Below are 21,618 nucleotides of genomic sequence, written 5' to 3'. Positions count from 1 at the left end.
TCGATCACGAGAGTTTTGACGATCTGCATGAAGACCGCGATGTATAGAGCCGCGTGCGGGTTCTTCGCACCCCGCGCGGCCGCCGCCCGCCTTCTTCAGACCTGAGACCAGACCCGCCATGCGCCTGCCGACGCTGCGACATTCAACGAAGCGAGGCGAGGCGCGATCCCTGACGTGGCTCAAGGCCATGGGGCCGGGATCGGTGTCCAGCGTGCTGAAGATGGTGCTGGACGTGGCCTATGTGCTGTTGTGGCTGATCACCGGGCTTTTGCTGCTGCTGGTGATCGCGGCCATCTTCATTCCCCTGGACAATGTGAACATCACCGTCAGCGGCGACGCGGGCGGCAAGCAGCTGCCTTTGACCCGCACCCTTCTGCTGTTCGGCCTGGGCGCGGCGACGGCCTATTTCGGCGGCTTCATGCTGATCCTGCGCAGCCTGCGCCGCATCATCCGCACCCTGACCATGGGCGACCCCTTCCAGCCCGACAATGTGCGCCGTCTGCGCCAGATCGGTCTGACCCTGGCGGTCGTGACCGGCGGCGTCTGGGTGGCGCAAGGCTTCGTGGCCAAGCGGCTGGCGCCGGGGGTGATGGACCCGCAGGGGCTGGGCGAACTGCTGACCCCCATATTTTCCGTCCTGATCGTCTTCGTGCTGGCGGAGGTTTTCCGCGAGGGCGCGCGCCTGCGTCGCGAATCCGAACTGACGATCTGAGCCGTTTCGACTAGGATTCCCGCATGGCCATTCGCGTCCAACTCGACCGCGTTCTCGTCGAACGCCGCATGTCCCTGACCGAATTGGCGGATCGGGTCGGGGTGACGGTGGCCAATCTGTCGATCCTGAAGACGGGCAAGGCGCGGGCGGTGCGGTTCTCGACCCTGGACGCCCTGTGCCGGGAACTGGAGTGCCAGCCCGGCGATCTCCTTGCGCACGAACCGGGGCCGGGCGACGTGTTCGAGGACGACGAGGCGGCATGAGGCGAAAGGGGTCGGGGCGCGACGAAAACGGACTGACGCCCGAGGACCGTCGCATCTGGACCCGGGTGTCCAACTCGGTCGCTCCGCCCCGCGCGCGAAAGGCCGCCCGCGTCACGCCGGGGGCGGAGACGCCGCCGTCCGCGATCACGCCGGCGCCGCAAGGCCCCCTGCGGCCGCCCCCGAAACCGCCGATCTCGCGCCCTACGCCGGCCTCGCCCGTCGAGAACCGGCGCGTCTCGCCCGCCCGGCCCAAGCCGGCGCCGGAGGATCTGGAGCCACGCCGCAAGCAGCGTCTGTCGCGCGAACGCGACCCCATCGAGGCGCGCATCGACCTGCACGGTTTCGGCCGGTTCGAGGCCGAGGATCAGCTGCGCGGCTTCTTGACGTCGTGTCAGGCGCGCGGGATGCGGGCGGTTCTGGTCATCACCGGCCAGGGCCGGATGGGCGGCGGCGTGATCCGCTCGGCCTTCGCGGAATGGATGCAGTCGCCGGGCCTGCGCGGCGTGGTGTCCGGCTTCACCGTCGCCCACCAGAGGCACGGCGGCAACGGCGCCTTCTACGTCACCCTGAAGCGCCGCGTCTGAACCAAGAAAAAGGCCGGCCCCGCGCTGGCGGACCCGGCCCTTTTCGAACGACGTTTGCGTCGGCCTATTCGGCGGCGAGCGCGCCGGCCAGGATCACGTCGATCTGCTTGCCCATATGGTCCGACAGGGCCTTGGCGTCCCATTCGTCATAGGCGGCGCGGCGATAGTTGGACAGATAGGCGTCCCAGATCAGCTCGACCAACAGGCGGATGTCGGCGTCCTTGTTCAGCTCTTTCCGGGCGACCGCGTCCTGAAGGATGCCGCCGATGGCCAGCAGCAGGTTCTTGGTCGCGGCGCGGGCGCGCATCTCGGCGGCCAGCGGCTGGAACCAGGAGCGGGCGACGATGGCCTGGAACAGCGGCAGCTGGTCCAGCGACGACTGATAGCCGGCGGTCAGGGCGCTGAGCAGGCGCTGGCGGACGGGTTCGCCCTCGGGGGCGGCGGCCTCGACCACCTCGGCCAGGCGCGTCATGTCCTCGGTCAGGACGGCTTCGAACAGTTCGGCCTTGTCCTGGAAGTTGGCGAAGACGGCGCCGGTGGACATGCCCGCGCCCTTGGCGATGTCGCGGATGGTGGCGGGCTCGTAGCCCCGCTCGGCGAACAGGGAGCGGGCGGCGTCCAGAACCTTTTGCCGTGTGCGGATCTTGGCGGCCTGGCGGCGGTTCAGGCGAGGTTCGACGACGAGGGTTGCGACGGTATCGGTCATGAAATCAGGCTTTTACTCTACTTTGGGTCTCGGACGTCGCGGATAGCCCGAAAGCGACTTGAGGTGAAGATCACGGCCCGACGCCGGGACGGATAGATGCTTTCCGCGTCTATGCGGCGCTTGAAAAGCAGAACCGTGCTTGCATCACGGAACCATGACGAAAATGGGTCCGCGCACGACCCTAGGTATCAGTCCTTAGCCGGCGCGGGCTCCGGGCGAGGGCTGCGGGCCGTGCGGCGCAGGGCGCGGCTGGGGCGATTGCGGCGCTCCACCGGCGTCGCCGCCTGGAACGCCTTGCGGAACTGGTCGCGCCGTTCGTGGATCGAGGCCAGGACCAGACCCATGGGCACGCCCAGATCGACCAGGGTGTTCTCGGCCAGCTGCAGACTGGCCTCGGTCGTCTCCGGCACGGCGTCGGTGACGCCCAGGCCGTAAAGCCGCATGGCGTGCTGGTCGTCGCGGGCGCGGGCGATCAGGATCAGATCCTCGCGCATCGCCCGCGCGGTCTGGACCACCTCGTCCACCTTGGCGGGGGCGTCCATGGTCACGATCAGGGCGCGCGTCGACTGGACCCCGCAATGCTGCAGCATCTCGCGTCGCCCGGCGTCGCCGTAGAAGACTTCGAACCCGTCGCGGCGACCGGCGGCGACGGCGGCGGCGTCTGTGTCCAGGGCGATGAAGGCCTGATCGTGCGCCTTCAGCATCTCGCCGATCAGACGGCCCACCCGGCCGAAGCCCACGATGATGACGGCGCCGTCCGCCCCCGTCGGCGCGGGCACGTCGGGCAGGGTCGTCGCATCCGGTTCCGACCGTTTCGCCAGCTTCTGGCCGATCATGGCCAGGAGCGGGATGGAGAAGATGCTGACGGTCGCCGACAGGGCGACGGCGTTGGTCAGGCCGGGCGGCGCCAGACCTTCGACCATGCCGGTGGCGAAGATCACGAAGGCGAACTCGCCAGCCGGGGCCAGGACCAGGGCCGTCTCCAGCGCCGGCCGCGCGCCCAGGCCCCACAGCCGCGCCAGGGCGAAGATGACGCCGGCCTTCACCGCCGTCAGGGCCAGGGCCAGGCCGAACACCCCGACCGGATCGGCGGCGATGGCGTCCAGATCCAGCCCCAGTCCGACGCCGACGAAGAAGACGCCCAGCAGCAGGCCCTTGAACGGTTCGATCGAGACCTCGACCTCGCGCCGGAACTCCGTCTCGGCCAGAAGGACGCCGGCGACCAGGGCGCCGATGCTCATGGACAGGCCGCTGGCCTGGGCCGCCAGACCCGCGCCGACCACGACCAGCAGGCTGGCGGCGACGAACAGCTCGCCCCCCTGATCCGCCTTTCTCGCCCTGGCCACCGACCGGAACATGGGGCGCAGCACCACCCGTCCCAGCAGCACCAGAAGCCCCAGCCCCACCGCCGCCGGGATCAGGGTGAACAGTGACTGGCCCAGGATGGCGGGGTCCAGCGCACCGCCCTGCTGGGCCACGGCGGCCAGGACGGTGACGGTGATCAAGATGGGGGCGACCGACAGATCCTGGGCCAGCAGGATGGCGAAGGTCAAGCGGCCGACGACGCCCTTCAGTCGCCCGCGCTCGGCCAACACCGGCATGACCACGGCGGTCGAGGACAGGGCCAGTCCCATGCCCAGCACCGCCGCGCTGGCCAGGGTCTGGCCGATCAACAGGAAGCCGCCGCCGATCACGGCGGCGCAGACCCCGACCTGCATCATCCCCAGACCGAAGACCAGACGGCGCATGGCGCGCAGCCGCTCCCACGACAGCTCCAGCCCGATCATGAACAAAAGGAAGGCCACGCCCAGTTCAGACAGCTGCGCCAGCTGGCCCGGATCGCCGATGGTGAAATAGGACAGGAAGGGCAGGGCGTGGGCGAACCGGGCCAGACCGTCCGGCCCCAGCACGACCCCGGCCGCCAGGAAGCCCAGAACCGGGCTGATCTTCAGCCGGTTGACCAGGGGCACCATGACCCCCGCAGCGGCCAGAAAGACCACCAGATCCTTATAGTCGCCGCCGTGCCCGTGCATCGCCCCTCCGCCGTCGTCGCATCTGACCCTGAACCGGCGACCGTGGCGAGACGCCGCAGCGCCTTCATGAACTTTTTTTAAGGCGACAGCCCCCCGTCCGGGTCTAGGGTCCGCGCCCAACCGTCCATTTTCGGGGCGGAGCCTAGGATTTCGTGATGAAACGACTGCTTATCGGCGCCGCCGTCGGCGCCCTTCTGCTGCCCGCCAGCGCCGCCTTCGCTCAAGACGCCGACCACGACCACGCCTGCATCGACGAGACCTGCTCGATCGTCTCCCTGTTCTCGGGCGAGGAGACCGCCGCCGGCTGGCAAGGCACGACCGCGCCCCGCTACGGAACCTGGGGCTTCGACATGGCGGGCCGCGATACGGCGGTGAAGCCGGGCGACGACTTCTTCCAGTACGCCAACGGCAAGGCGCTGGAGAAGCTGGTCATCCCTTCGGACCGCACCAGCTACGGCTCGTTCGCCCTGCTGCGCGAACTGTCGGACAACCGGATGAAGGCGTTGGTGACGGGCCTCGCCGCGCGCCGCGATCTGACCCCCGGTTCGGACGAGGCCAAGATCGCCGACGCCTATCGCTCCTACATCGACGAGGCGCGTATCGAGCAGCTGGACGCCCAGCCGCTGCAACCCTATCTGACCGCGATCCGCGCCGCCGACAGCCACGAGAAGATGGCCGTCTATATGGGCCAGACGGTCGGCCGCTTCGGCTCGTCCTTCTTCGGCACCGGCATCACCATCGATGCGAAACAGCCGACCCGCTATGTCGTCTCGACCGGCCAGTCGGGCCTGGGCCTGCCCAACCGCGACTACTATCTGGACGCCCGCTATGCGGACAAGAAGGAGAAGTATCAGGCCTATGTCGGCCGGATGCTGACGATGATCGGCTGGGACAACCCGACCGAGACCGCCGCCCAGATCGTGGCCCTGGAACAGAAGATCGCCGAGGCCCACTGGAGCCCGGTCGAGAACCGCAATCGCGACAAGACCTATAACGAATTCACCATCGCCCAGCTGGCCCAGCAGGCGCCGGGCTTCGAATGGCAGGACTATTACGACGCCGCCAAGCTGGGCGGCGTGCCGCGCCTGATCGTGCGCCAGGACACGGCCATGCCCAAGATCGCGGCCATCTACGCCGAGACGCCGGTGGCCCTGTTGCAGGCGTGGGAAGCCTTCCACACCGCCGACGACATGGCGCCTCTGCTGTCCAAACGGTTCTCGGACGCCCAGTGGGAGTTCCGCGCCCGCGACCTGTCGGGCCAGCCCGAGCAGCGCACCCGCGAGAAGCGCGCCATCTCCTTCGCCGAGGGTTCGCTGGGCGAGGCGACGGGTCGTCTCTATGTCGCCCAGTATTTCCCGGCCGAGTCCAAGGCCAAGATGGAGGAGCTGGTCGCCAATCTGCGCACCGCCCTGTCGCACCGCATCGACAACCTGACCTGGATGGGCGCCGAGACCAAGGCGGCGGCGCAGGAGAAGCTGCGCAAATTCACCGTCAAGATCGGCTATCCCGACAAGTGGCGCGACTATTCGGGCCTCGACATCCGCGCGAACGACCTGGTCGGCAACGCCGAGCGTCGCGGCCTGTTCGAATGGAACTACGACCTGTCGCGCCTGAACGAGCCGGTCGACAAGTCCGAGTGGGGCATGACCCCGCAGACGGTCAACGCCTACTACAACTCGGCCAATAACGAGATCGTCTTCCCGGCCGCCATCCTGCAGCCGCCCTTCTTCGATCCGAACGGCGACGCGGCGGTCAACTACGGCGGCATCGGCGGGGTGATCGGCCACGAGATCGGCCACGGCTTCGACGACCAGGGCTCCAAGTCCGACGGCGACGGCGTGCTGCGCAACTGGTGGACGCCCGAGGACAAGACCCGGTTCGAGGCCCTGACCACGCGCCTGGGCGAGCAATACGCCACCTATGAGCCGATCGCCGGCTATCACATCAACCCCGGCCTGACGATGGGCGAGAACATCGGCGACGCCTCGGGCGTGGCCGTGGGGCTTGAGGCCTATCATCTGTCGCTGAACGGCCAGGCCGCGCCGGTGATCGACGGCACGACCGGCGACCAGCGCTTCTTCTACGGCTGGGCCCAGGTCTGGCAGTCGAAGTATCGCGACGAGGCGCTGAAGCAGCAGGTCGCCACCGACCCGCACTCGGCCGCCCAGTTCCGCGTCATCGGCCCGCTGCGCAACGTCGACGCCTGGTATGACGCCTTCGACGTCCAGCCGGGGACGAAATACTATCTGACGCCGGATCAGCGCGTTCGCATCTGGTAAGGCGACGGGTCTTCGAGAAACGGAAAAGGCCGGGGTCCGCCCCGGCCTTTTTCATGTCCGACGCCCGGCGAACGCGCGGGCGCGGCAGGCGTCGAAACCCAGGGCCGGTCAGGATTTCAGGCATAGAAAAGCCCGCTGCGGGGGATACATCGCAGCGGGCTATCTTGCTCTTTAAAGAGCGGACGTTTCCTCCCCGAAACGCCTTCGAATGCTGCGCGCTTGAGCAACGCTTGCCTTCGAGTGAGTTCATTTGACGCAAGGGCCGGTCGGTCGTCAACGGCGGGCTTCGCTTGAATCGAACTTTCTTCGACTTATCGCTGATAATCCATTCTGATGGGGCTTCATTATCGAAGCTTATTCGATAATGTCCTTGATGGCGGCGACTAGGCCCTCACGGCCGATCTTCATCTGGCCCGGCCGTTCCGCCTTCCAGGCGTCGTTGTCGGCGATGGCGGCGGCGGCGGCGCGCCCGGCGTCCAGATCCTTGATCGTCACCTCGCCCGCCGCGATCTCGTCGCCCCCCAGGATGACGACGGCCGGGGAGCCGCGACGGTCGGCGTATTTCATCTGGGCCTTCATGCCCGCCCGCCCCAGGTAAAGCTCGGCGGCGATCCCGGCGGCGCGCAGTTCGGCGACCGCGTTCAGATAGTGGGCCATGTCGTCCTCGGAGAAGACGATGACCACGACCGGGCCGCGCACCGCATCCTCGGCGCCCCGTCCAGCCGCACGCAGGGCCGAGGCCAGACGCGAGACGCCGAAGGAGAAGCCGGTCGCTGGAACGCTCTGCCCCGTGAACCGGGCGACCAGATCGTCATAGCGCCCGCCGCCGCCGATGGAGCCGAAGCGGACGGGACGCCCCTTGTCGTCCACGGTGTCCAGCAACAGCTCGGCCTCGAACACGGCCCCGGTGTAATATTCCAGACCGCGCACGATGGTCGGATCGAACTTCACCGCCTCCTGATCGACCCGCATGGCGGTCAGCGCCCGGTCGATGGCGGCCAGCTCGTTCAGCGCCGCCTCGCCCGCCGCGCCGAGGTCGCCGGAGCGCGCGACGGCGTCCAGGGTCTCGGCCCGCGACAGGCCGGGGGTATTGGCCGAGGCCAGAAACGCCTTGATGGCGGCCGTGACCTTTGCGGGCAGTTGGGCGCCCTTGGTGTAGTCGCCGGATTCATCCAAACGGCCTTCGCCCAGAAGCTGAACCACGCCTTCCCAGCCCAGACGGTCGAACTTGTCGATGGCGCGCAACGCCGTCAGACGCTGGCCCGCCTCGGTCACGCCGCCCGCGTCGAACAGACCGTCGAACAGCTTGCGGTTCGAGACGCGGATCTGGGCCTGACCGGCATCCAGTCCCGCGCCCCTCAGACCCTCGCAGGCCATGGCGATGATCTCGGCGTCCGCCTCGGGTCGGTCGGAACCGACGGTGTCGGCGTCGCATTGCCAGAATTCGCGGAAGCGGCCGGGACCGGGCTTTTCGTTGCGCCAGACCGGACCATAGGCATAGCGGCGGAACGGCTTGGGCAGGGTCTCCCAGGTCTGGGCCGCGAACCGGGCCAGGGGCGCGGTGTGGTCGTAACGCAGGGCCATCCAATCGCCCGGCTCGTCCGATCCGGCGTCGTCCTGAAGCGCGAAGACGCCCTCGTTGGGCCGGTCGGCGTCGGGCAGGAATTTGCCCAGGGCGTCGGCGTATTCGAAGGCCGGCGTCTCCAAGGGCTCGAAGCCCCAGCGCTCATAGACCTCGGACACGCGCGCCACGATGCGGCGTTCGGCGGTCAGGTCGCGCCCGCGCTTGTCGGCGAAACCGCGCGGATTGCGGGCGAGGGGGCGGAGGGGGGCGTCGTCGGTCATGGCGCGCGCTTAAGCCAAGGGGCGCGACGGCGCAAATCGTCACGCATCGCTTCGTCCGGCAGTCAGGGCACCTGGCTTTGCAATATGTTGTTGTGAAAGGAAAAATCCGATACGGGGCGGAACTGTGTCCGCGATGCGTCGTTGGGATGCCATGACGCCCCACGCCCTGATCTTTCCCCGCACCTGCAATACGTCGGACAGACGCACCATCCGCTGGTTCGAGTGCGAACTGATCGACGACACGGGCGCGCGTCGAGTTCGCAGTAAGGCGTTCTTTTCTGTGGGCGAGGCGAAATCCTGGGCCTCCGCCCAGGGCTATCCGGTCGATGAAACGGACGCCCGGAACGCCCAATGACCGACGCCTCCCTGACGGGGCCGCTGGACCCCAGAGCCTTCGACAAGCCGCGCATTCTTCTGGCCGGCGCCGTCGATTACGCCATGTACGACCGATTTCGCGATCAGCTGTCCCAGGCGCCCAGCACGGGCCTGACGGTGGTCGAACTGTCCACCCTGGGCGGCGATCCCGAGGTGGCGCGGATGATGGGCGAGGACGTGCGTTTCCACAGCGACGTCAATCCGGGCCGGCGGCTGGTCTTCCTGGGCAAGGCCGCCATCTATTCCGCCGGCGCGACCTTCATGAGCTTCTTCGCCGTGGAGAACCGCTATCTGACGCGCGGAACGCGGGTGATGATCCATGAGCGCAAGATGGACAAACAGCTTCAGATCACCGGCCCGCTGACGACCTGCATCGCCTCGGTCAAGGCGATGCTGAACGAGCTGGAACACTCCATCGTCATCCAGAACGAGGGGTTCGAGAACCTGGTGCGCGGCAGCGCCGTGACGATGGACGAGGTGCTGCGCCGAGCGCCCCAGGACTGGTACATCGAGGCGCAGGAGGCGAAAACCTTGGGGTTGATCGCCGACGTATTGTGACGCCCAAGCATCAGACCAATCGACAGTCCTGAGGATAGGGCCCTGAGTCCGTCATTCCGAGCTGATCGCAACACAAGGGGCCGGCCAAACCGGTTCCGACAGGGCTCAACCCTCCTTGAGCCTCGGCTTCAGGCCGCGTTCAAGTCGAACCATGGCGTCGGTCATGAAGGCGATCATCGCCGGCCACTGCTCTTTCTGGAAGACGTCGGCAGGCTGTTCGAGCTTGATGCGACAGGCCCGGCGATGGTCCAGACGCTCCCAGGTCAAAGGCGTTCCGACGCTGACCTCGATGGCGGCGCGATCCGCGTATAGCCGATCGAACACGGCTTCGTTCTCGGCCGCATCGCCTCGGTCGATATAGAGTTCGGCGCGAGCGTAACGCTGCGTCGCCCCGAAGTTGAAGCCCACGCCGCGCATTCCCGAACCGGCGCTGATCCAGCTCTCCTTACCCGGAGAGATGTTCGCGTAAAGCTTTGAGGGCGTGGCGTTCATGGCGCGGACCAATTCAGTCCAGAACTGGCGCCGGATCGGATGGCGACGGGCCTCCGTTTCCACGCCCTCGATCTCCTCCTTGGCCTTATCGGCCAGGCCAATGGTGAATTCTTCGGTGTCCTTGACCGGGATGATCTGCTCCATGTTGAGGAACAGGTCGTCGCCCAGCGTGAAGGGTGTCGCGCGGAAACACTGGATGCGCAGCCGGAAGCTGCTGAGCCAGAGCACGGTGGACGTGACTTCCTTGCGAAATTTCGCGGCGACCAGAATGATTCGCTGAGTGACGCCCTTGTTGAGGGTCAGGTCGTCGTATTCCTGCTCGAAGAAGACGCCGAGCGCCTCTTCCGCAGTATCGGTCCTGCCGCATTTGCGCAGGTAGTCCTGATAGATCTGGCGGATGTCTTCCTTGGTGAGGGCTGAGCAATAGGAGGCGTATTTGAGCGCCTGCCAGGTCACGTCGCGCCCGGTGTCGTCCAGCTTATTCTCGATGATGACGAGCGAGCCCTGCTTGTCCAGGGCAAGCAGGTCCAGACGTTCGCTCGTGTCGGAAAATCCGGCGAACTCTTTCTGGATGATCAGCAGGTCCTCGCCCAGCGCCGAAGGTTGGCGGGCGATCCATTCCTGAAGATGCGCTCTTTCACGAAAGCCGAGTTCGCGAAAGGACACCTTCTTGAGGGCCTGGATGGAGTTCGTGGCGCGGTCGATGCGGTACATGCTGCAAGCTTAGCAGGGTTTTCTGGCGCAACCATCGGTCGCGCGTTTCATCTCGCGGATCAACCCTCCAGCGTTTCGACCGTCAGATTGCCGTTGGTATAGACGCAGATTTCGGCGGCGATCTTCATGGCCTTGCGCGCGATCTGTTCGGCGTCCAGTTCGGTCTCGTCGATCAGGGCGCGGGCGGCCGACAGGGCGTAGTTGCCGCCCGATCCCACGGCCGCGACGCCGTATTCCGGCTCCAGCACATCGCCGACGCCCGTGACGGTGAAGATCGAGGACTTGTCCGCCACCAGCAGCATGGCCTCCAGCCGCCGCAGATAACGGTCGGTGCGCCAGTCCTTGGCCAGGTCGACGCAGGCGCGGGCCAGCTGGTCAGGATACTGCTCCAGCTTGGCCTCCAGCCGTTCGATCAGGGTGAAGGCGTCGGCGGTCGCGCCCGCGAAGCCGGCCAGCACCTTGCCGCCCGCCAGCGTCCGCACCTTTCGCGCCGCGCCCTTGACGATGGTGGGCCCCATCGAGACCTGGCCGTCGCCGGCGATCACGGTGCGCCCGTTCTTGCGCACCGCCAGAATGGTGGTGCCGTGCCAGTCGGGAAAGGAAGAGGCGGTCGCGTCGAAGGGGCGGGTCATGGCCGACAGATGGACAGGACCGGGCGTGCGATCAAGGGCGGAGACGCTGCATTCTGTTAACGCTCATGGCCTAGCAGTCTTGCCCGGGCTGCGGCCCCCAGTAGCGTCCGAGTCTGTTCATGCCCTTGTTTCGTATCGTCTATGTCAGCCGGGCCGCCGGTACCGCCGCATCGGGCCTGATGCCGCTGGTGGACATCATCGGGGTGTCGGATCAAAACAATCGCCGCGATCAGTTGACGGGCGTCCTGCTGCGCCACGACGGGCGGTTCTTTCAGGTGCTGGAAGGCGCGCGGGTCGATCTGGACCGGACGCTGGCGCGGGTGCGGTCGGATGGCCGCCACGCCGATATGAAGGTTCTATCCGACCATGCGGTCGAGGCGCGGATGTTCCCCGACTGGGCCATGGCGCAAGTCGAGGCGACGCCGGACGTGGTTCGCCTGCTGGGCGCCGGCGTGAATCGGGACGCCATCCAGGCCGATCTGGACCGAATGCTGATCGATCTGTCGCCGACGGTCGCCGGCGCGGTCTGAACGGTCGCCTCTCGCGATCCGCGCTCGGTATCGCTAGAGGGGGACGTGATCTTTTCCGAAGACGAAGTCGAACGCTATGCGCGCCACCTGGTCCTGTCCGAGGTGGGCGGGCCGGGACAGCAGGCGCTGAAACGCGCGCGCGTGCTGATCGTCGGCGTGGGCGGCGTGGGGACGCCGGCGGCCCTGTATCTGGCGGCGGCGGGCGTGGGGACGCTGGGGCTGATCGACGACGATGTCGTGGGCCTGTCCAATCTTCAGCGCCAGATCGCCTTCTCCACCGCCGAGGTCGGGCGGCCCAAGGTCGCGGCGGCGGCGGATCGGCTGACGGGGCTGAACCCCCATGTCGTTGTCGAAACCCATGCCGAACGCCTGACCGAGGACAACGCCGCCCGGCGGGTCGGCGCCTATGATGTGGTGCTGGACGGGACCGACGATTTTCAGACCCGGCTGTGGGTCAATGCGGCCTGCGTCGCCACGGGGCGGCCCCTGGTGTCGGGCGCTCTGGGGCGCTGGAGCGGACAGGTCGGGGTGTTCACGGGGCGGCCCTGCTATCGCTGCCTGGTGCCCGAGATTCCGCCCGACGCCGAAACCTGCGCCCGCGTCGGGGTGGTGGGCGCCCTGGCCGGAGTGATCGGTGCGATGGCGACGCTGGAGACGATCAAGCTGATCGCGGGCGCGGGCGATCCGCTGAGCGGGCGGCTGCTGCTCTACGATGGTCTGGCGGGGGCGGCGCGGACGGTGCGGGTCGCGGCCGATCCGACCTGTCCGGTCTGCGGCGGCTGATCGCTCAGGCGGCGCTGGCGAAGCGGATGTCGGCCAGATCCAGATCGGCCATATCCAGGTCGGCGAGGGGGGCGGCGAAACCCAGGGCCGGGTTGCTCAGCACCGTCACCAGCCGCTCGCCGCAATACAGATACAGGGTCTCGTATCCGGCCCAGTTGCGGGCCACGGCCTCCAGCGCCTGATTGGCGATCTGGTCGTTCGAGGCGTCCAGGACGCAGATGTCCCTGACCGGCACGCCGGGCAGATTGACGATGCAATAGTAGGAGTCCAACGCAGCACTTCCTCGGTCAGGACGCCGGAAACGAACTTCGTCCGCGGCGGTTCCGCTCCTGCCCTTGGTTTTCGACAGCCGTGTTAGGCGCGTTCGACAGACTTGTGAAAATAGGAGGCCCGATGGCCCGACGACCCGCCGCGCCGAAACGTCTGAACGCCGCCAATCTGACCGGGCTGGGGGCGGATCGGCTGGGCGACCTTCTGATGCAGGCCGCCGACGCGGACCCGATTCTGAAGCGTCGCCTGCGCCTGATCCTGGCGGCCGAGGCGGGGGCGGACGCCCTGGCGCTGGAGCTGGACAAGCGGTTGACGGCGGTGGCCGCCAGCCGGTCGCGGGTGTCGTGGCGAAAGCGGCCCGATCTGGTGCGCGACCTATCGGTGCTGAGCGAGGGCGTCGAGACCTTGAGCCGTCTGGCGCCCGCCGAGGGTCTGATGCGGCGCATGGTCTGGTTCGACCTGTTTCGCGGTCTGACGCTGCGGGTGAAGGACCCGCGCGGCGAGGTGGCGGACCTGTTCGAAACGGCGGCGCCCGCCCTGTGGCAGGCGGCCGATGCGGCGGTTCGGGCCGATCCCGCCGTCGCCGAGGCCCTGGCCCAGGCCGTTCAGGATCACCCGATGGACTACGCCCGCTGGATCGGGGCGGGGGGCGAGGCGCTGACGCCCGATCTGGCGCGGCGTCTGCTGGAGCGGCTGGATACGGCGTCGGGCGTGCGGGGGATGCGGACGGCGGTGCGGCGGCTGGCCGACCGGGCGGACGATCTGGACCTGTGGCTGTCGCTGGCCACGCCCGAGGAGCGCGGCTCGCCCGACTTCGCCGCCGTCATGGCGCGGCGTCTGCTGATCGCGGGCCGCGTCGTCGAGGCGCGTCAGGCGCTGGAGGGCGCCCTGTCGCCGTCCCCGGCCAACCGCCGCTGGACCTTCGGCCGCGCGCCCGACGGCCCCCTGCGCCTGACGCCGGCATGGGAGGCGGCCTCGATCGACCTGATGGAGGCGGAAGGGCGCAAGGACGAGGCGCAGGGCCTGCGCTGGGCGATGTTCGAACGCGACCTGTCGGCGCCCGTGCTTCGGGCCTATCTGGCGAGTCTGCCGGACTTCGACGACGTGGAGGCGCTGGATCGCGCCCTGGCCCACGCCGCGACCCACGCCGATGTCGAAACGGCCCTGGGCTTCCTGATGGACTGGCCCGCCCACCGCGAGGCCGCCGCCCTGGTCGAGCGCCGGATCAGGGAGGTCCGTTCGCCCCTGCCGCTGAAAGCCGACTGGGCGGCGCGTCTGGCCCAGAAATATCCCGAGGCGGCCGAACGGTTGCTGGCTTCGCCGGGCTAGAACCAGATTTCCATGCGCAAGCCCTTGGCGTCCGTGTCCGGCGTCTCTGGCAGTCGTTGAGCGAGACCTGATGCTCGCCGCCGTGCCGTCCAGGCGGCGACCGCGGCATCCACGATGTCGTCAGCAGCGGCCCCCAAAACCTTTGCCTGATTCAGCGCCGTGGTGAGCGGAATGCCCGCATCGCTTAGCAGCCTTATCCGCTGGCTTGAGCCTGCCGCCGATTTCTTGTTGCCCACGATGGTCTGCCCCGCCAGACGCGCGAGTTCCGTAAAGGACACCTCCGGGTGAACCTCGAATACCCGATCTTGAAGCGACGAATTCATCAGATCGTCGATCTGCCGCATCTTGGGGAACAGGGCGTGCGATTGTTTCGAAAGACCCAAGCGGTGAGGCGAGCTGTCTCGGTTCGCTGCCGAAGCCGATGGGTAATCGACCGTTTGGAGCGCGGCGCGGCATGGACTGCTGAAGACAGAGGACGTGCGCCCGCGTCCTAACATCGAGCGAGCAGCTTTCTCGCATCGTCGCCCACCAACTTCTGCCGCCGTTGCGAATCCTATGGGCATGTCGATTGCAACGGATTCCGCATCGGACAGGCGATCAAGCGCTTCACCAATCGTCTCGATACCGAAGGCCTCGATGCGATCCGCCTCCAAAACGACCGCGATCCAGCCGCTCTTTGTTCCATCGATGCCGGCGACCAGCAATGTCGGCGCTCCTAAAGCATCGCTGGGATGACGCGGTCGGGCGGGCGGTGGCCGTTCTGATAGGTCATGACGTTGGCGATGACGCGGTCGCCCATGTCCTGTCGCGCCTCCAGCGTCGCGGAGCCCAGGTGGGGCAGAAGCACCACGTTGGGCTGGCCCAGCAGGCCGGGGTGGATGTCCGGCTCGTTCTCGAACACGTCCAGGCCGACCCCCGAGATCGCCCGCATGGCCACGGCCTGGGCCAGGGCCGCCTCGTCGATCAGTTCGCCGCGCGCGGTGTTGATCAGAATGGCGTGGGGCTGGAGCCGGGCCAGCCGCTCGGCCGACAGCAGGTGGTGGGTGTCCTTCGTCGCCGGGCAGTTCAGGGACACGAAGTCCATGCGCGCCAGCATCTGGTCCAGATCGTCCCAATAGGTCGCGCCCAGCTCCTCCTCGATCAGGGCCGAGAGGGGCTTTCGATTGTGATAGTGGACCTGAAGGCCGAAGGCCCTGGCGCGGCGGGCCAGGGCCTGACCGATCCGGCCCATGCCGACGATGCCCAGCCGCTTGCCCCACAGTTTGCGCCCGCACATCCAGGTCGGGGTCCAGCCCTCGAACCGATTGTCGGCGATCACCTGGGCGCCCTCGACGATGCGGCGGCTGACGGCCAGGATCAGGCTCATGGCCAGGTCGGCGGTGTCCTCGGTCAGGACGCCGGGGGTGTTGGTGACGATGATCCCGCGCGCCACGGCGGCGTCGACGTCGATGTGGTCCACGCCCGCGCCGAAGTTGGCGATCATCTTCAACTGCTCGCCCGCGCCGTCGATCAGGTCGGCGTCGATGACGTCGGTGATGGTGGGCACCAGAACCTCGGCGCGCTGGACGGCGGCCTGAAGCGCTACGCGGTCCATCGGCCGGTCCTTCAGGTTCAACTCGGCGTCGAAAAGCTCGCGCATCCGCGTTTCCACCGCGTCGGGCAGGCGTCTGGTTAATACGACCTTAAGCTTGCGGGCGGACATTCTGGACCTTGGTTTGCGGGCGGCGGTTCTTAGGGACGAAAGCCCGCGCGACGGGTCGTTCCATTTCGTGTCTAGCAAAGCCGCCGCCATCTTCCAAAGCCTGCGACGCCGCATGGTCGTGGTTCTGGCCCTGACGGGTCTGGCCGTGATGGCCGGGGCGGGCGCGACCATGCCCGACGGCCGCCCCACGCCCACCGGCCTGCAGGTGCCCCGCTGGATTTCGCTGAAGTCCTCGCACGTCCGGGCGCGTCAGGGGCCGGGGCTGGATTATCCGATCCTGTGGGAATACCGAGCCGCCGGACTGCCGGTCCAGGTGATCGCCGAGACCAGCGAATGGCGCAAGATCTGCGATCCCGACGGGGCCGTGGCCTGGATTCACCGCACGGTGTCCTCGGGGCGCCGCTATGTCTTCAACACGACGGCCGAGGAGATTCCGATCCGTTCGGGCCGGTCCGAGACGGCCTCGGTGCGCGCCCGCCTGTCGCCGCGCGCCCTGATCGCCCTGGACGAGTGCGAGGACGGCTGGTGCAAGGTCCGCGCCCGCCGGATGGAGGGCTGGACGCCGCAACGCGCCGTGTTCGGAACCCAGGAACGGGCCCTGTGCAACGCCAACCGGCCCGCCGGCACGGGTCGGGACTGACGCGCCGCTGTTGAGCGAAGCGTCGCGGTCGTGTAACCCGCGCGCAAAGCCTTTAAGAAACGGAAGCGCCTTGACCCAGTCCCAATATCCTTCGTCCTTCGATCACGAGGCCCTGTTGGCCTCGGGCCGCGGCGAACTGTTCGGTCCCGGCAACGCCCAGCTGCCGGCCCCGCCGATGCTGATGTTCGACCGCATCGTCACGATCAACGCCGACGGCGGCGACCACGGAAAGGGCTATGTCGAGGCCGAACTCGACATCAATCCCGAGCTTTGGTTCTTCCAGTGCCACTTCATCGGCGATCCGGTCATGCCGGGCTGCCTGGGTCTGGACGCCATGTGGCAGCTGGTCGGCTTCTATCTGGGCTGGATCGGCGGGCCGGGGCGCGGACGCGCGCTGGGCGTCGGCGAGGTCAAGTTCACCGGCCAGGTGACGCCCGACATCAAGAAGGTGGTCTATAAGATCCACCTGAAGCGCGTCATCAACCGCAAGCTGGTCATGGGCATCGCCGACGGCGTGCTGGAGGCCGACGGCGAGGTCATCTACACCTGCAACGACATGCGGGTCGGACTGTTCGGCGCCGCCAAGGACGAGACCGCCGCCGCCTGAACCCCTATATAGGGCGGACAGGGCGGAAGACCTGCGGGTCGGAAAGCATAAGAAGGAAACACCATGCGTCGTGTCGTCGTCACCGGCCTCGGCATCGTCTCCTCCATCGGCCACGGCGCCGAAGAGGTGACCCAATCCCTGCGCGAGGCCCGTTCGGGCGTCCTCCATGCCGCCGATCACGCCCAGTACGGCTTCCGCAGCCAGGTCTGGGCGCCGCCCAAGATCGGTCCTTGGGAAGAGCTGGTCGACCGGCGCGCCGCCCGCTTCCTGGCCAACGGCACCGCCTGGGCGCACATCGCCTTCGAAGAGGCGCTGAAGTCGTCGGGCATGACGGCCGAGGAAATCCGCGACGACCGCATCGGCCTGATCGTCGGCGAGGGCGGCCCCTCGACCCAGGTGATCCTGCAGGCGGCCCAGACGACCATCGAAAAGGGCGCCCCCAAGCGCATCGGCCCGTTCGCGGTGCCCAAGGCCATGGCCAGCGGCCCCTCGGCGGTGCTGTCGACCTGGTTCCAGATGCGCGGGATCAACTATTCGATCAGTTCGGCCTGCGCGACCAGCGCCCACTGCATCGGCGCCGGGGTCGAACAGATCCAGTGGGGCAAGCAAGACGTGGTCTTCGCCGGCGGCTGCGAGGACATCGACTGGTCCATGTCCAATATGTTCGACGCCATGGGCGCCATGTCGTCCAACTTCAACGAAACCCCTTCGGTCGCCTCGCGCGCCTATGACGCCAATCGCGACGGCTTCGTCATCGCCGGCGGCGCGGGCATCGTGGTGCTGGAGGAGTACGAGCGGGCCAAGGCGCGCGGCGCGACCATCTATGCCGAAGTCACCGGCTACGGCGCCAACGCCGACGGTTACGACATGGTCGCCCCCTCGGGCGAGGGCGCCCAGCGCTGCATGAAGATCGCGCTGGAGCAGGCCGGCAATCCCCGGATCGACTATCTGAACCCGCACGGCACCTCGACTCCCGTAGGCGACGCCAAGGAGATGGAGGCCGTTCGCGCCGTCTTCGGCGACCAGATGCCGATGATCTCCTCGACCAAATCGCTGACGGGCCACTCGCTCGGCGCGGCGGGCGCGCAGGAAGCCATCTACTGCCTGCTGATGATGCAAAACGGCTTTGCGGCCGAGAGCGCCCATATCGAGACCCTCGATCCGGCGTTCGAGGGCATGCCCATCCTGCGCCAGCGCCACGACGGCGAACTGACCCACGTCATGTCCAACAGCTTCGGCTTCGGCGGCACCAACGGCACACTGATCCTGTCGAAGGTCTAAGGCACGACAGCCAGCCCTCCGTCATCCTCGGGCTTGACCCGAGGACCGGGCGTTGGTCAGGCAGTGCGTCTGGATTGCGGGCGGTGCGGCAGACAATCCGATCCTCGGGTCAAGCCCGAGGATGACGGGGAAGGGGTGGCGACGGCTTTATTGCCGTGAAAAGCCTGTTTCATTTCCTTGGGCGTCGTTTCTTTCGCCGCAGACGGTTTACACGACCGATTCTCGCCCTTAGAGAGCGTCGCCGTGTCCATGCTCATGACCAAAGCGATTACCACGAAAACCACCGGCTTCGGCGGGGCGGTTTCGGGTGTGCGCAAGGTCTAGCGACGAACCCCGATCCCAAGCCCCGCCGATGCGCGGGGCGGTCGATCCGGCCGAACCCCGCGCCTCCATCCTTCCCAGGAGACGCCTGAATGTCCTTTTCCCCGTCCAATCCGCCCCATGTCGGCATCGTCGGCGCCACCGGCCTCGTGGGCGAGATGATGCGTAATCTGCTGGCCGAGCGGAACTTCCCGCTCGCCTCGCTGCGCCTGTTCGCCTCGGCCCGGTCGGCGGGCAAGACCGTCCGCTTCGGCGACGCCGAGGTGGTGGTCGAGGATGCGGCGACGGCCGACTACACAGGGCTCGACATCGTCTTCTTCTCGGCGGGCGGCGAGACCTCGCGCGCCTTGGCCCCCAAGGTGGCGGCGGCCGGCGCCGTGGTCATCGACAACTCCTCGGCCTTCCGCAGCGACCCGGAGGCGCCGCTAGTCGTCGCCGAAGTGAACCCTCACGCCTTGGCCAACCGCCCCAAGGGCATCATCGCCAACCCCAACTGCACCACCATGGCCGCCATGCCGGTGCTGAAGCCCCTGCATGAGGCGGCGGGCCTGAAGCGTCTGACCGTCTCGACCTATCAGGCCGTGTCGGGCGGCGGGGTCGAGGGCATCCGCGTGCTGGAGACCCAGTCGCGCGCCTCCGTCGATCAGGGCGCGGCCCTGGCTCGCGACGGCGGCGCGGTCGATTTCGGCGCGCCCGAGAAGTGGGTCGTGCCGATCGCCAACAATGTGGTGGCCTTGAACTACACCCTTTCGGAGGACGGCTATACCGACGAGGAGCTGAAGCTGCGTGACGAGAGCCGCAAGATTCTGGAGATCCCCGGCCTGCCGGTGTCCGGCACCTGCGTCCGCGTGCCGGTCTATTCGGGCCATTCCCTGTCGATCAACGCCGAGTTCGAACGTCCGATCTCTGTCGCGGCGGCGCTGGAACTGTTGGGCAATGCGCCGGGCGTGGTGGTGACCGACGTGCCGAACCCGCTGGACGCCACGGGCAAGGACCCGGTCTTCGTCGGCCGGGTGCGTCCCGACCCGACCGTCCAGCACGGCCTGGCCCTGTTCGTCTCCAACGACAATCTGCGAAAGGGCGCCGCCCTGAACGCGGTCCAGATCGCCGAGGTTCTGGTCCAGCAGAACGGCTTCTAATCGTCATTCCGGGGCTGAGCGTAGCGAAGAACCCGGAACCCAGGACTACGCGCACGACGCCGACGGCATCAGGCGCTGGAAATCTCCCAGTGGGTTCCGGGTTCGTCCTTCGGACGCCCCGGAATGACGATCACGTTCAGTCGTAGCGCACGCCGCTGAGATAGAGCCCCGCCGAGGGGGCGACGGGGCCGCACCGGGCGCGGTCCTTCGCCTCCAGCGCCGCCTTGACGTCATGGGCGCTCCAGCGGCCCAGTCCCACCTCCACCAGCGTTCCGGCCATCGACCGGACCTGACGGTGCAGGAAGCTGCGCGCCTGGAACACCAGATGCACCTCCTCGCCGAAGCGTCTGACGCGGGCCACGTCCAGCGACTTGACCGGCGATTTCGCCTGGCACCCCATGTCGCGGAAGGTGGTGAAGTCGTGATGGCCGACCAGCACCTGGGCCGCATGATGCATGGCCTCGGCGTCCAGCGTCTTCTTGACGTGCCAGACCCGGTCACGCTCCAGCACCGGCTGGGGGCGGCGGTTCAGGATGCGGTACAGATAGCCACGCCCGGTCGCCGAGAACCGCGCGTGCCAGTCGGAATCGGGGGCGTATTCCGCCGACAGAACGCAGACGTCCTGACGCACCAGATGGGCGTTCATGGCGTTCAGGACCGTGGCCGTCGGCCAGTCGCGCGCCAGATCGGCATGGATGACCTGGGCCGTCGCATGGACGCCGGTGTCGGTGCGGCCCGCCGCCGCGATGCGGATGCGTTCGCCCGAAAAGGCGGCGATGGCGTCTTCGACCGCGCCCTGAACCGTCGGCTGGCCGTCCTGAGCCTGAAAGCCGTTGTAGGCCGTGCCGTCGTATTCGAGCGTCAGCTTGTAGCGCGGCATCAGCCGAGCAAGGTCCCGGCGGGCAGGGGAAAGCCGCGCAGCATCTCTTCGGCCGATTGCGCCGCCTTGCCCTCGCGCTGGACGCGGATCAGGCGCACGGCGCCGGTCCCGCAGGCCACGGTCAGGGCGTCGTCCAGCACCGCGCCGGGCTCACCGGAACCGTCGGCCGGCGCCGACAGCAGGACCTTGATCCGCACGGGGCTGGCCTCCGCCGGGGCTTCGAACCAGGCGCCGGGGAAGGGCGACAGGCCCCGGATATGGGCGTCCACTTCGGCCGCCGGGCGGGTCCAGTCGATCCGGGCCTCGGCCGGGGTGATCTTCCGGGCATAGGTCGCCTCGCCCGCCTGTTCGGTGGGCGTGACGCCGCCGCGTTCGATGGCCGCCAAGGCGCGGGGCCACAGGGCGGCGCCGACATGGGCCATGCGCTCCGACAGGCTGGCCGCCGTGTCTTCGGGGCGGATGTCCATCAGTTCGCTGAGCAGGATCGGGCCTTCGTCCAGCCCCTCGCCCATCTGCATGATCTGGACGCCGGTCTGGGCGTCCCCGGCCATGATGGCGCGCTGGATCGGCGCAGCCCCCCGCCAGCGCGGCAGCAGCGAGCCGTGCAGGTTCAGGCAGCCCAGACGCGGCGCCTCCAGCACGGCGGGTTTCAGGATTTGGCCATAGGCGACGACGCAGGCCGCATCCAGGTCCAGGCTCTGGAAGTCGGCGATGGCGTCCGGCGCCTTCATCGATTCGGGCGTGAAGACGGGCAGGCCCATGGTTTCGGCGAAGGCGTGGACCGGCGACGGCGTCAGCTTCTGCCCCCGGCCCCGGGGGCGCGGCGGTTGCGAATAGACGGCGACGATCTCGTGGCCCGAGGCGATAAGCTCGGCCAGAGACGGCACGGCGAAGTCGGGAGTTCCCATGAAGGCAAGGCGCATGGGCACGCCTTTAGAGGTTT

Annotated in this window: 23 protein-coding genes; 13 read left to right on the top strand and 10 right to left on the bottom strand. The window is 67.8% G+C overall.

Annotated elements, in window-relative coordinates:
• Window positions 1-118: 118 nt before the first annotated feature.
• The 3 genes from SH203_RS12025 to SH203_RS12015 are packed head-to-tail and all read left to right on the top strand — an operon-like array spanning window position 119 to window position 1,559.
• A complete protein-coding gene (locus SH203_RS12025; protein WP_087121177.1) occupies window positions 119-712 on the top strand; it encodes a DUF2975 domain-containing protein in 594 nt (197 codons plus the stop codon).
• Between the two features lie 23 nt (window positions 713-735).
• Window positions 736-975, top strand: coding sequence for a helix-turn-helix transcriptional regulator (locus SH203_RS12020; RefSeq protein ID WP_087121176.1), 240 nt, complete (start codon window positions 736-738; stop codon window positions 973-975).
• Window positions 972-1,559, top strand: coding sequence for a Smr/MutS family protein (locus SH203_RS12015; protein ID WP_087121175.1), 588 nt, complete (start codon window positions 972-974; stop codon window positions 1,557-1,559). The genes SH203_RS12020 and SH203_RS12015 overlap by 4 nt, the downstream gene beginning before the upstream one ends.
• A gap of 64 nt (window positions 1,560-1,623) precedes the next feature.
• Here SH203_RS12015 and SH203_RS12010 read toward each other — a convergent pair whose 3' ends face one another.
• Window positions 1,624-2,265, bottom strand: a complete 642-nt coding sequence (locus SH203_RS12010; RefSeq protein WP_087121174.1) for a TetR/AcrR family transcriptional regulator — start codon at window positions 2,263-2,265, stop codon at window positions 1,624-1,626.
• Between the two features lie 188 nt (window positions 2,266-2,453).
• Window positions 2,454-4,298, bottom strand: a complete 1,845-nt coding sequence (locus SH203_RS12005) for a cation:proton antiporter (protein WP_087121173.1) — start codon at window positions 4,296-4,298, stop codon at window positions 2,454-2,456.
• Window positions 4,299-4,453: 155 nt separating this feature from the next.
• Between SH203_RS12005 and SH203_RS12000 the strand changes: the two genes are divergently transcribed.
• Complete coding sequence (locus SH203_RS12000; RefSeq protein ID WP_087121172.1) at window positions 4,454-6,577, top strand: M13 family metallopeptidase; 2,124 nt, start codon at window positions 4,454-4,456, stop codon at window positions 6,575-6,577.
• Between the two features lie 354 nt (window positions 6,578-6,931).
• On the opposite strand, the gene hisS is transcribed toward SH203_RS12000, so the two are convergent.
• Window positions 6,932-8,422, bottom strand: coding sequence for a histidine--tRNA ligase (hisS, locus tag SH203_RS11995; protein WP_087121171.1), 1,491 nt, complete (start codon window positions 8,420-8,422; stop codon window positions 6,932-6,934).
• Window positions 8,423-8,555: 133 nt separating this feature from the next.
• Between hisS and SH203_RS11990 the strand changes: the two genes are divergently transcribed.
• Window positions 8,556-8,777: a hypothetical protein gene (locus SH203_RS11990; protein ID WP_200808920.1), complete on the top strand. Its 222-nt coding sequence runs from the start codon at window positions 8,556-8,558 to the stop codon at window positions 8,775-8,777.
• Window positions 8,774-9,355: a ClpP family protease gene (locus SH203_RS11985; protein WP_087121170.1), complete on the top strand. Its 582-nt coding sequence runs from the start codon at window positions 8,774-8,776 to the stop codon at window positions 9,353-9,355. The genes SH203_RS11990 and SH203_RS11985 overlap by 4 nt, the downstream gene beginning before the upstream one ends.
• Window positions 9,356-9,460: 105 nt before the next feature.
• Here SH203_RS11985 and SH203_RS11980 read toward each other — a convergent pair whose 3' ends face one another.
• Together SH203_RS11980 and hslV are read right to left on the bottom strand one after the other, a co-directional pair.
• Window positions 9,461-10,561 carry a DUF4268 domain-containing protein gene (locus SH203_RS11980; protein ID WP_087121169.1) on the bottom strand — a complete coding sequence of 367 codons (1,101 nt, stop codon included), beginning with the start codon at window positions 10,559-10,561 and terminating at the stop codon, window positions 9,461-9,463.
• Between the two features lie 59 nt (window positions 10,562-10,620).
• A complete protein-coding gene (gene hslV, locus SH203_RS11975; RefSeq protein ID WP_087121168.1) occupies window positions 10,621-11,193 on the bottom strand; it encodes an ATP-dependent protease subunit HslV in 573 nt (190 codons plus the stop codon).
• A gap of 119 nt (window positions 11,194-11,312) precedes the next feature.
• Between hslV and SH203_RS11970 the strand changes: the two genes are divergently transcribed.
• Together SH203_RS11970 and SH203_RS11965 are read left to right on the top strand one after the other, a co-directional pair.
• Window positions 11,313-11,723: a BLUF domain-containing protein gene (locus SH203_RS11970; protein WP_087121167.1), complete on the top strand. Its 411-nt coding sequence runs from the start codon at window positions 11,313-11,315 to the stop codon at window positions 11,721-11,723.
• A gap of 45 nt (window positions 11,724-11,768) precedes the next feature.
• Window positions 11,769-12,506, top strand: coding sequence for a molybdopterin-synthase adenylyltransferase MoeB (locus SH203_RS11965; RefSeq protein ID WP_087121166.1), 738 nt, complete (start codon window positions 11,769-11,771; stop codon window positions 12,504-12,506).
• 4 nt (window positions 12,507-12,510) lie between these two features.
• Here SH203_RS11965 and SH203_RS11960 read toward each other — a convergent pair whose 3' ends face one another.
• A complete protein-coding gene (locus SH203_RS11960) occupies window positions 12,511-12,777 on the bottom strand; it encodes a hypothetical protein (protein WP_087121165.1) in 267 nt (88 codons plus the stop codon).
• A gap of 122 nt (window positions 12,778-12,899) precedes the next feature.
• Here SH203_RS11960 and SH203_RS11955 point away from each other — a divergent pair, with 122 nt between their 5' ends.
• A complete protein-coding gene (locus tag SH203_RS11955) occupies window positions 12,900-14,105 on the top strand; it encodes a DUF6880 family protein (protein ID WP_087121164.1) in 1,206 nt (401 codons plus the stop codon).
• Here SH203_RS11955 and SH203_RS11950 read toward each other — a convergent pair.
• Both SH203_RS11950 and SH203_RS11945 read right to left on the bottom strand, forming a co-directional pair.
• Window positions 14,102-14,809: a DUF429 domain-containing protein gene (locus SH203_RS11950; protein ID WP_087121163.1), complete on the bottom strand. Its 708-nt coding sequence runs from the start codon at window positions 14,807-14,809 to the stop codon at window positions 14,102-14,104. The genes SH203_RS11955 and SH203_RS11950 overlap by 4 nt on opposite strands.
• Window positions 14,810-14,820: 11 nt before the next feature.
• Window positions 14,821-15,807: a D-glycerate dehydrogenase gene (locus SH203_RS11945; protein WP_087121162.1), complete on the bottom strand. Its 987-nt coding sequence runs from the start codon at window positions 15,805-15,807 to the stop codon at window positions 14,821-14,823.
• A 67-nt stretch (window positions 15,808-15,874) separates the two neighbouring features.
• Between SH203_RS11945 and SH203_RS11940 the strand changes: the two genes are divergently transcribed.
• The 4 genes from SH203_RS11940 (at window position 15,875) to SH203_RS11925 (ending at window position 19,795) form a co-directional block, all read left to right on the top strand.
• Window positions 15,875-16,447, top strand: coding sequence for an SH3 domain-containing protein (locus SH203_RS11940; RefSeq protein WP_234989489.1), 573 nt, complete (start codon window positions 15,875-15,877; stop codon window positions 16,445-16,447).
• A 70-nt stretch (window positions 16,448-16,517) separates the two neighbouring features.
• Complete coding sequence (gene fabA, locus SH203_RS11935) at window positions 16,518-17,054, top strand: 3-hydroxyacyl-[acyl-carrier-protein] dehydratase FabA (RefSeq protein ID WP_087121161.1); 537 nt, start codon at window positions 16,518-16,520, stop codon at window positions 17,052-17,054.
• Between the two features lie 63 nt (window positions 17,055-17,117).
• Window positions 17,118-18,335, top strand: coding sequence for a beta-ketoacyl-ACP synthase I (fabB, locus tag SH203_RS11930; protein ID WP_087121160.1), 1,218 nt, complete (start codon window positions 17,118-17,120; stop codon window positions 18,333-18,335).
• A 413-nt stretch (window positions 18,336-18,748) separates the two neighbouring features.
• Window positions 18,749-19,795, top strand: coding sequence for an aspartate-semialdehyde dehydrogenase (locus SH203_RS11925; RefSeq protein ID WP_087121159.1), 1,047 nt, complete (start codon window positions 18,749-18,751; stop codon window positions 19,793-19,795).
• A 136-nt stretch (window positions 19,796-19,931) separates the two neighbouring features.
• Here SH203_RS11925 and truA read toward each other — a convergent pair whose 3' ends face one another.
• Window positions 19,932-20,675, bottom strand: a complete 744-nt coding sequence (gene truA, locus SH203_RS11920; protein ID WP_087121158.1) for a tRNA pseudouridine(38-40) synthase TruA — start codon at window positions 20,673-20,675, stop codon at window positions 19,932-19,934.
• Entirely contained in the window at window positions 20,675-21,598 is a 924-nt protein-coding gene (gene fmt / locus SH203_RS11915) for a methionyl-tRNA formyltransferase (RefSeq protein WP_087121157.1), read from the bottom strand. Before fmt ends, truA begins: the two co-directional genes overlap by 1 nt.
• Between the last annotated feature and the right edge of the window lie 20 nt (window positions 21,599-21,618).

It is taken from the genome of Brevundimonas sp. SH203 (assembly GCF_002157625.1).
Lineage (GTDB): Bacteria > Pseudomonadota > Alphaproteobacteria > Caulobacterales > Caulobacteraceae > Brevundimonas.
The sequence above is the reverse complement of the archived record's forward strand: the minus strand, read 5'-3'. Positions and strand labels throughout refer to the sequence as shown.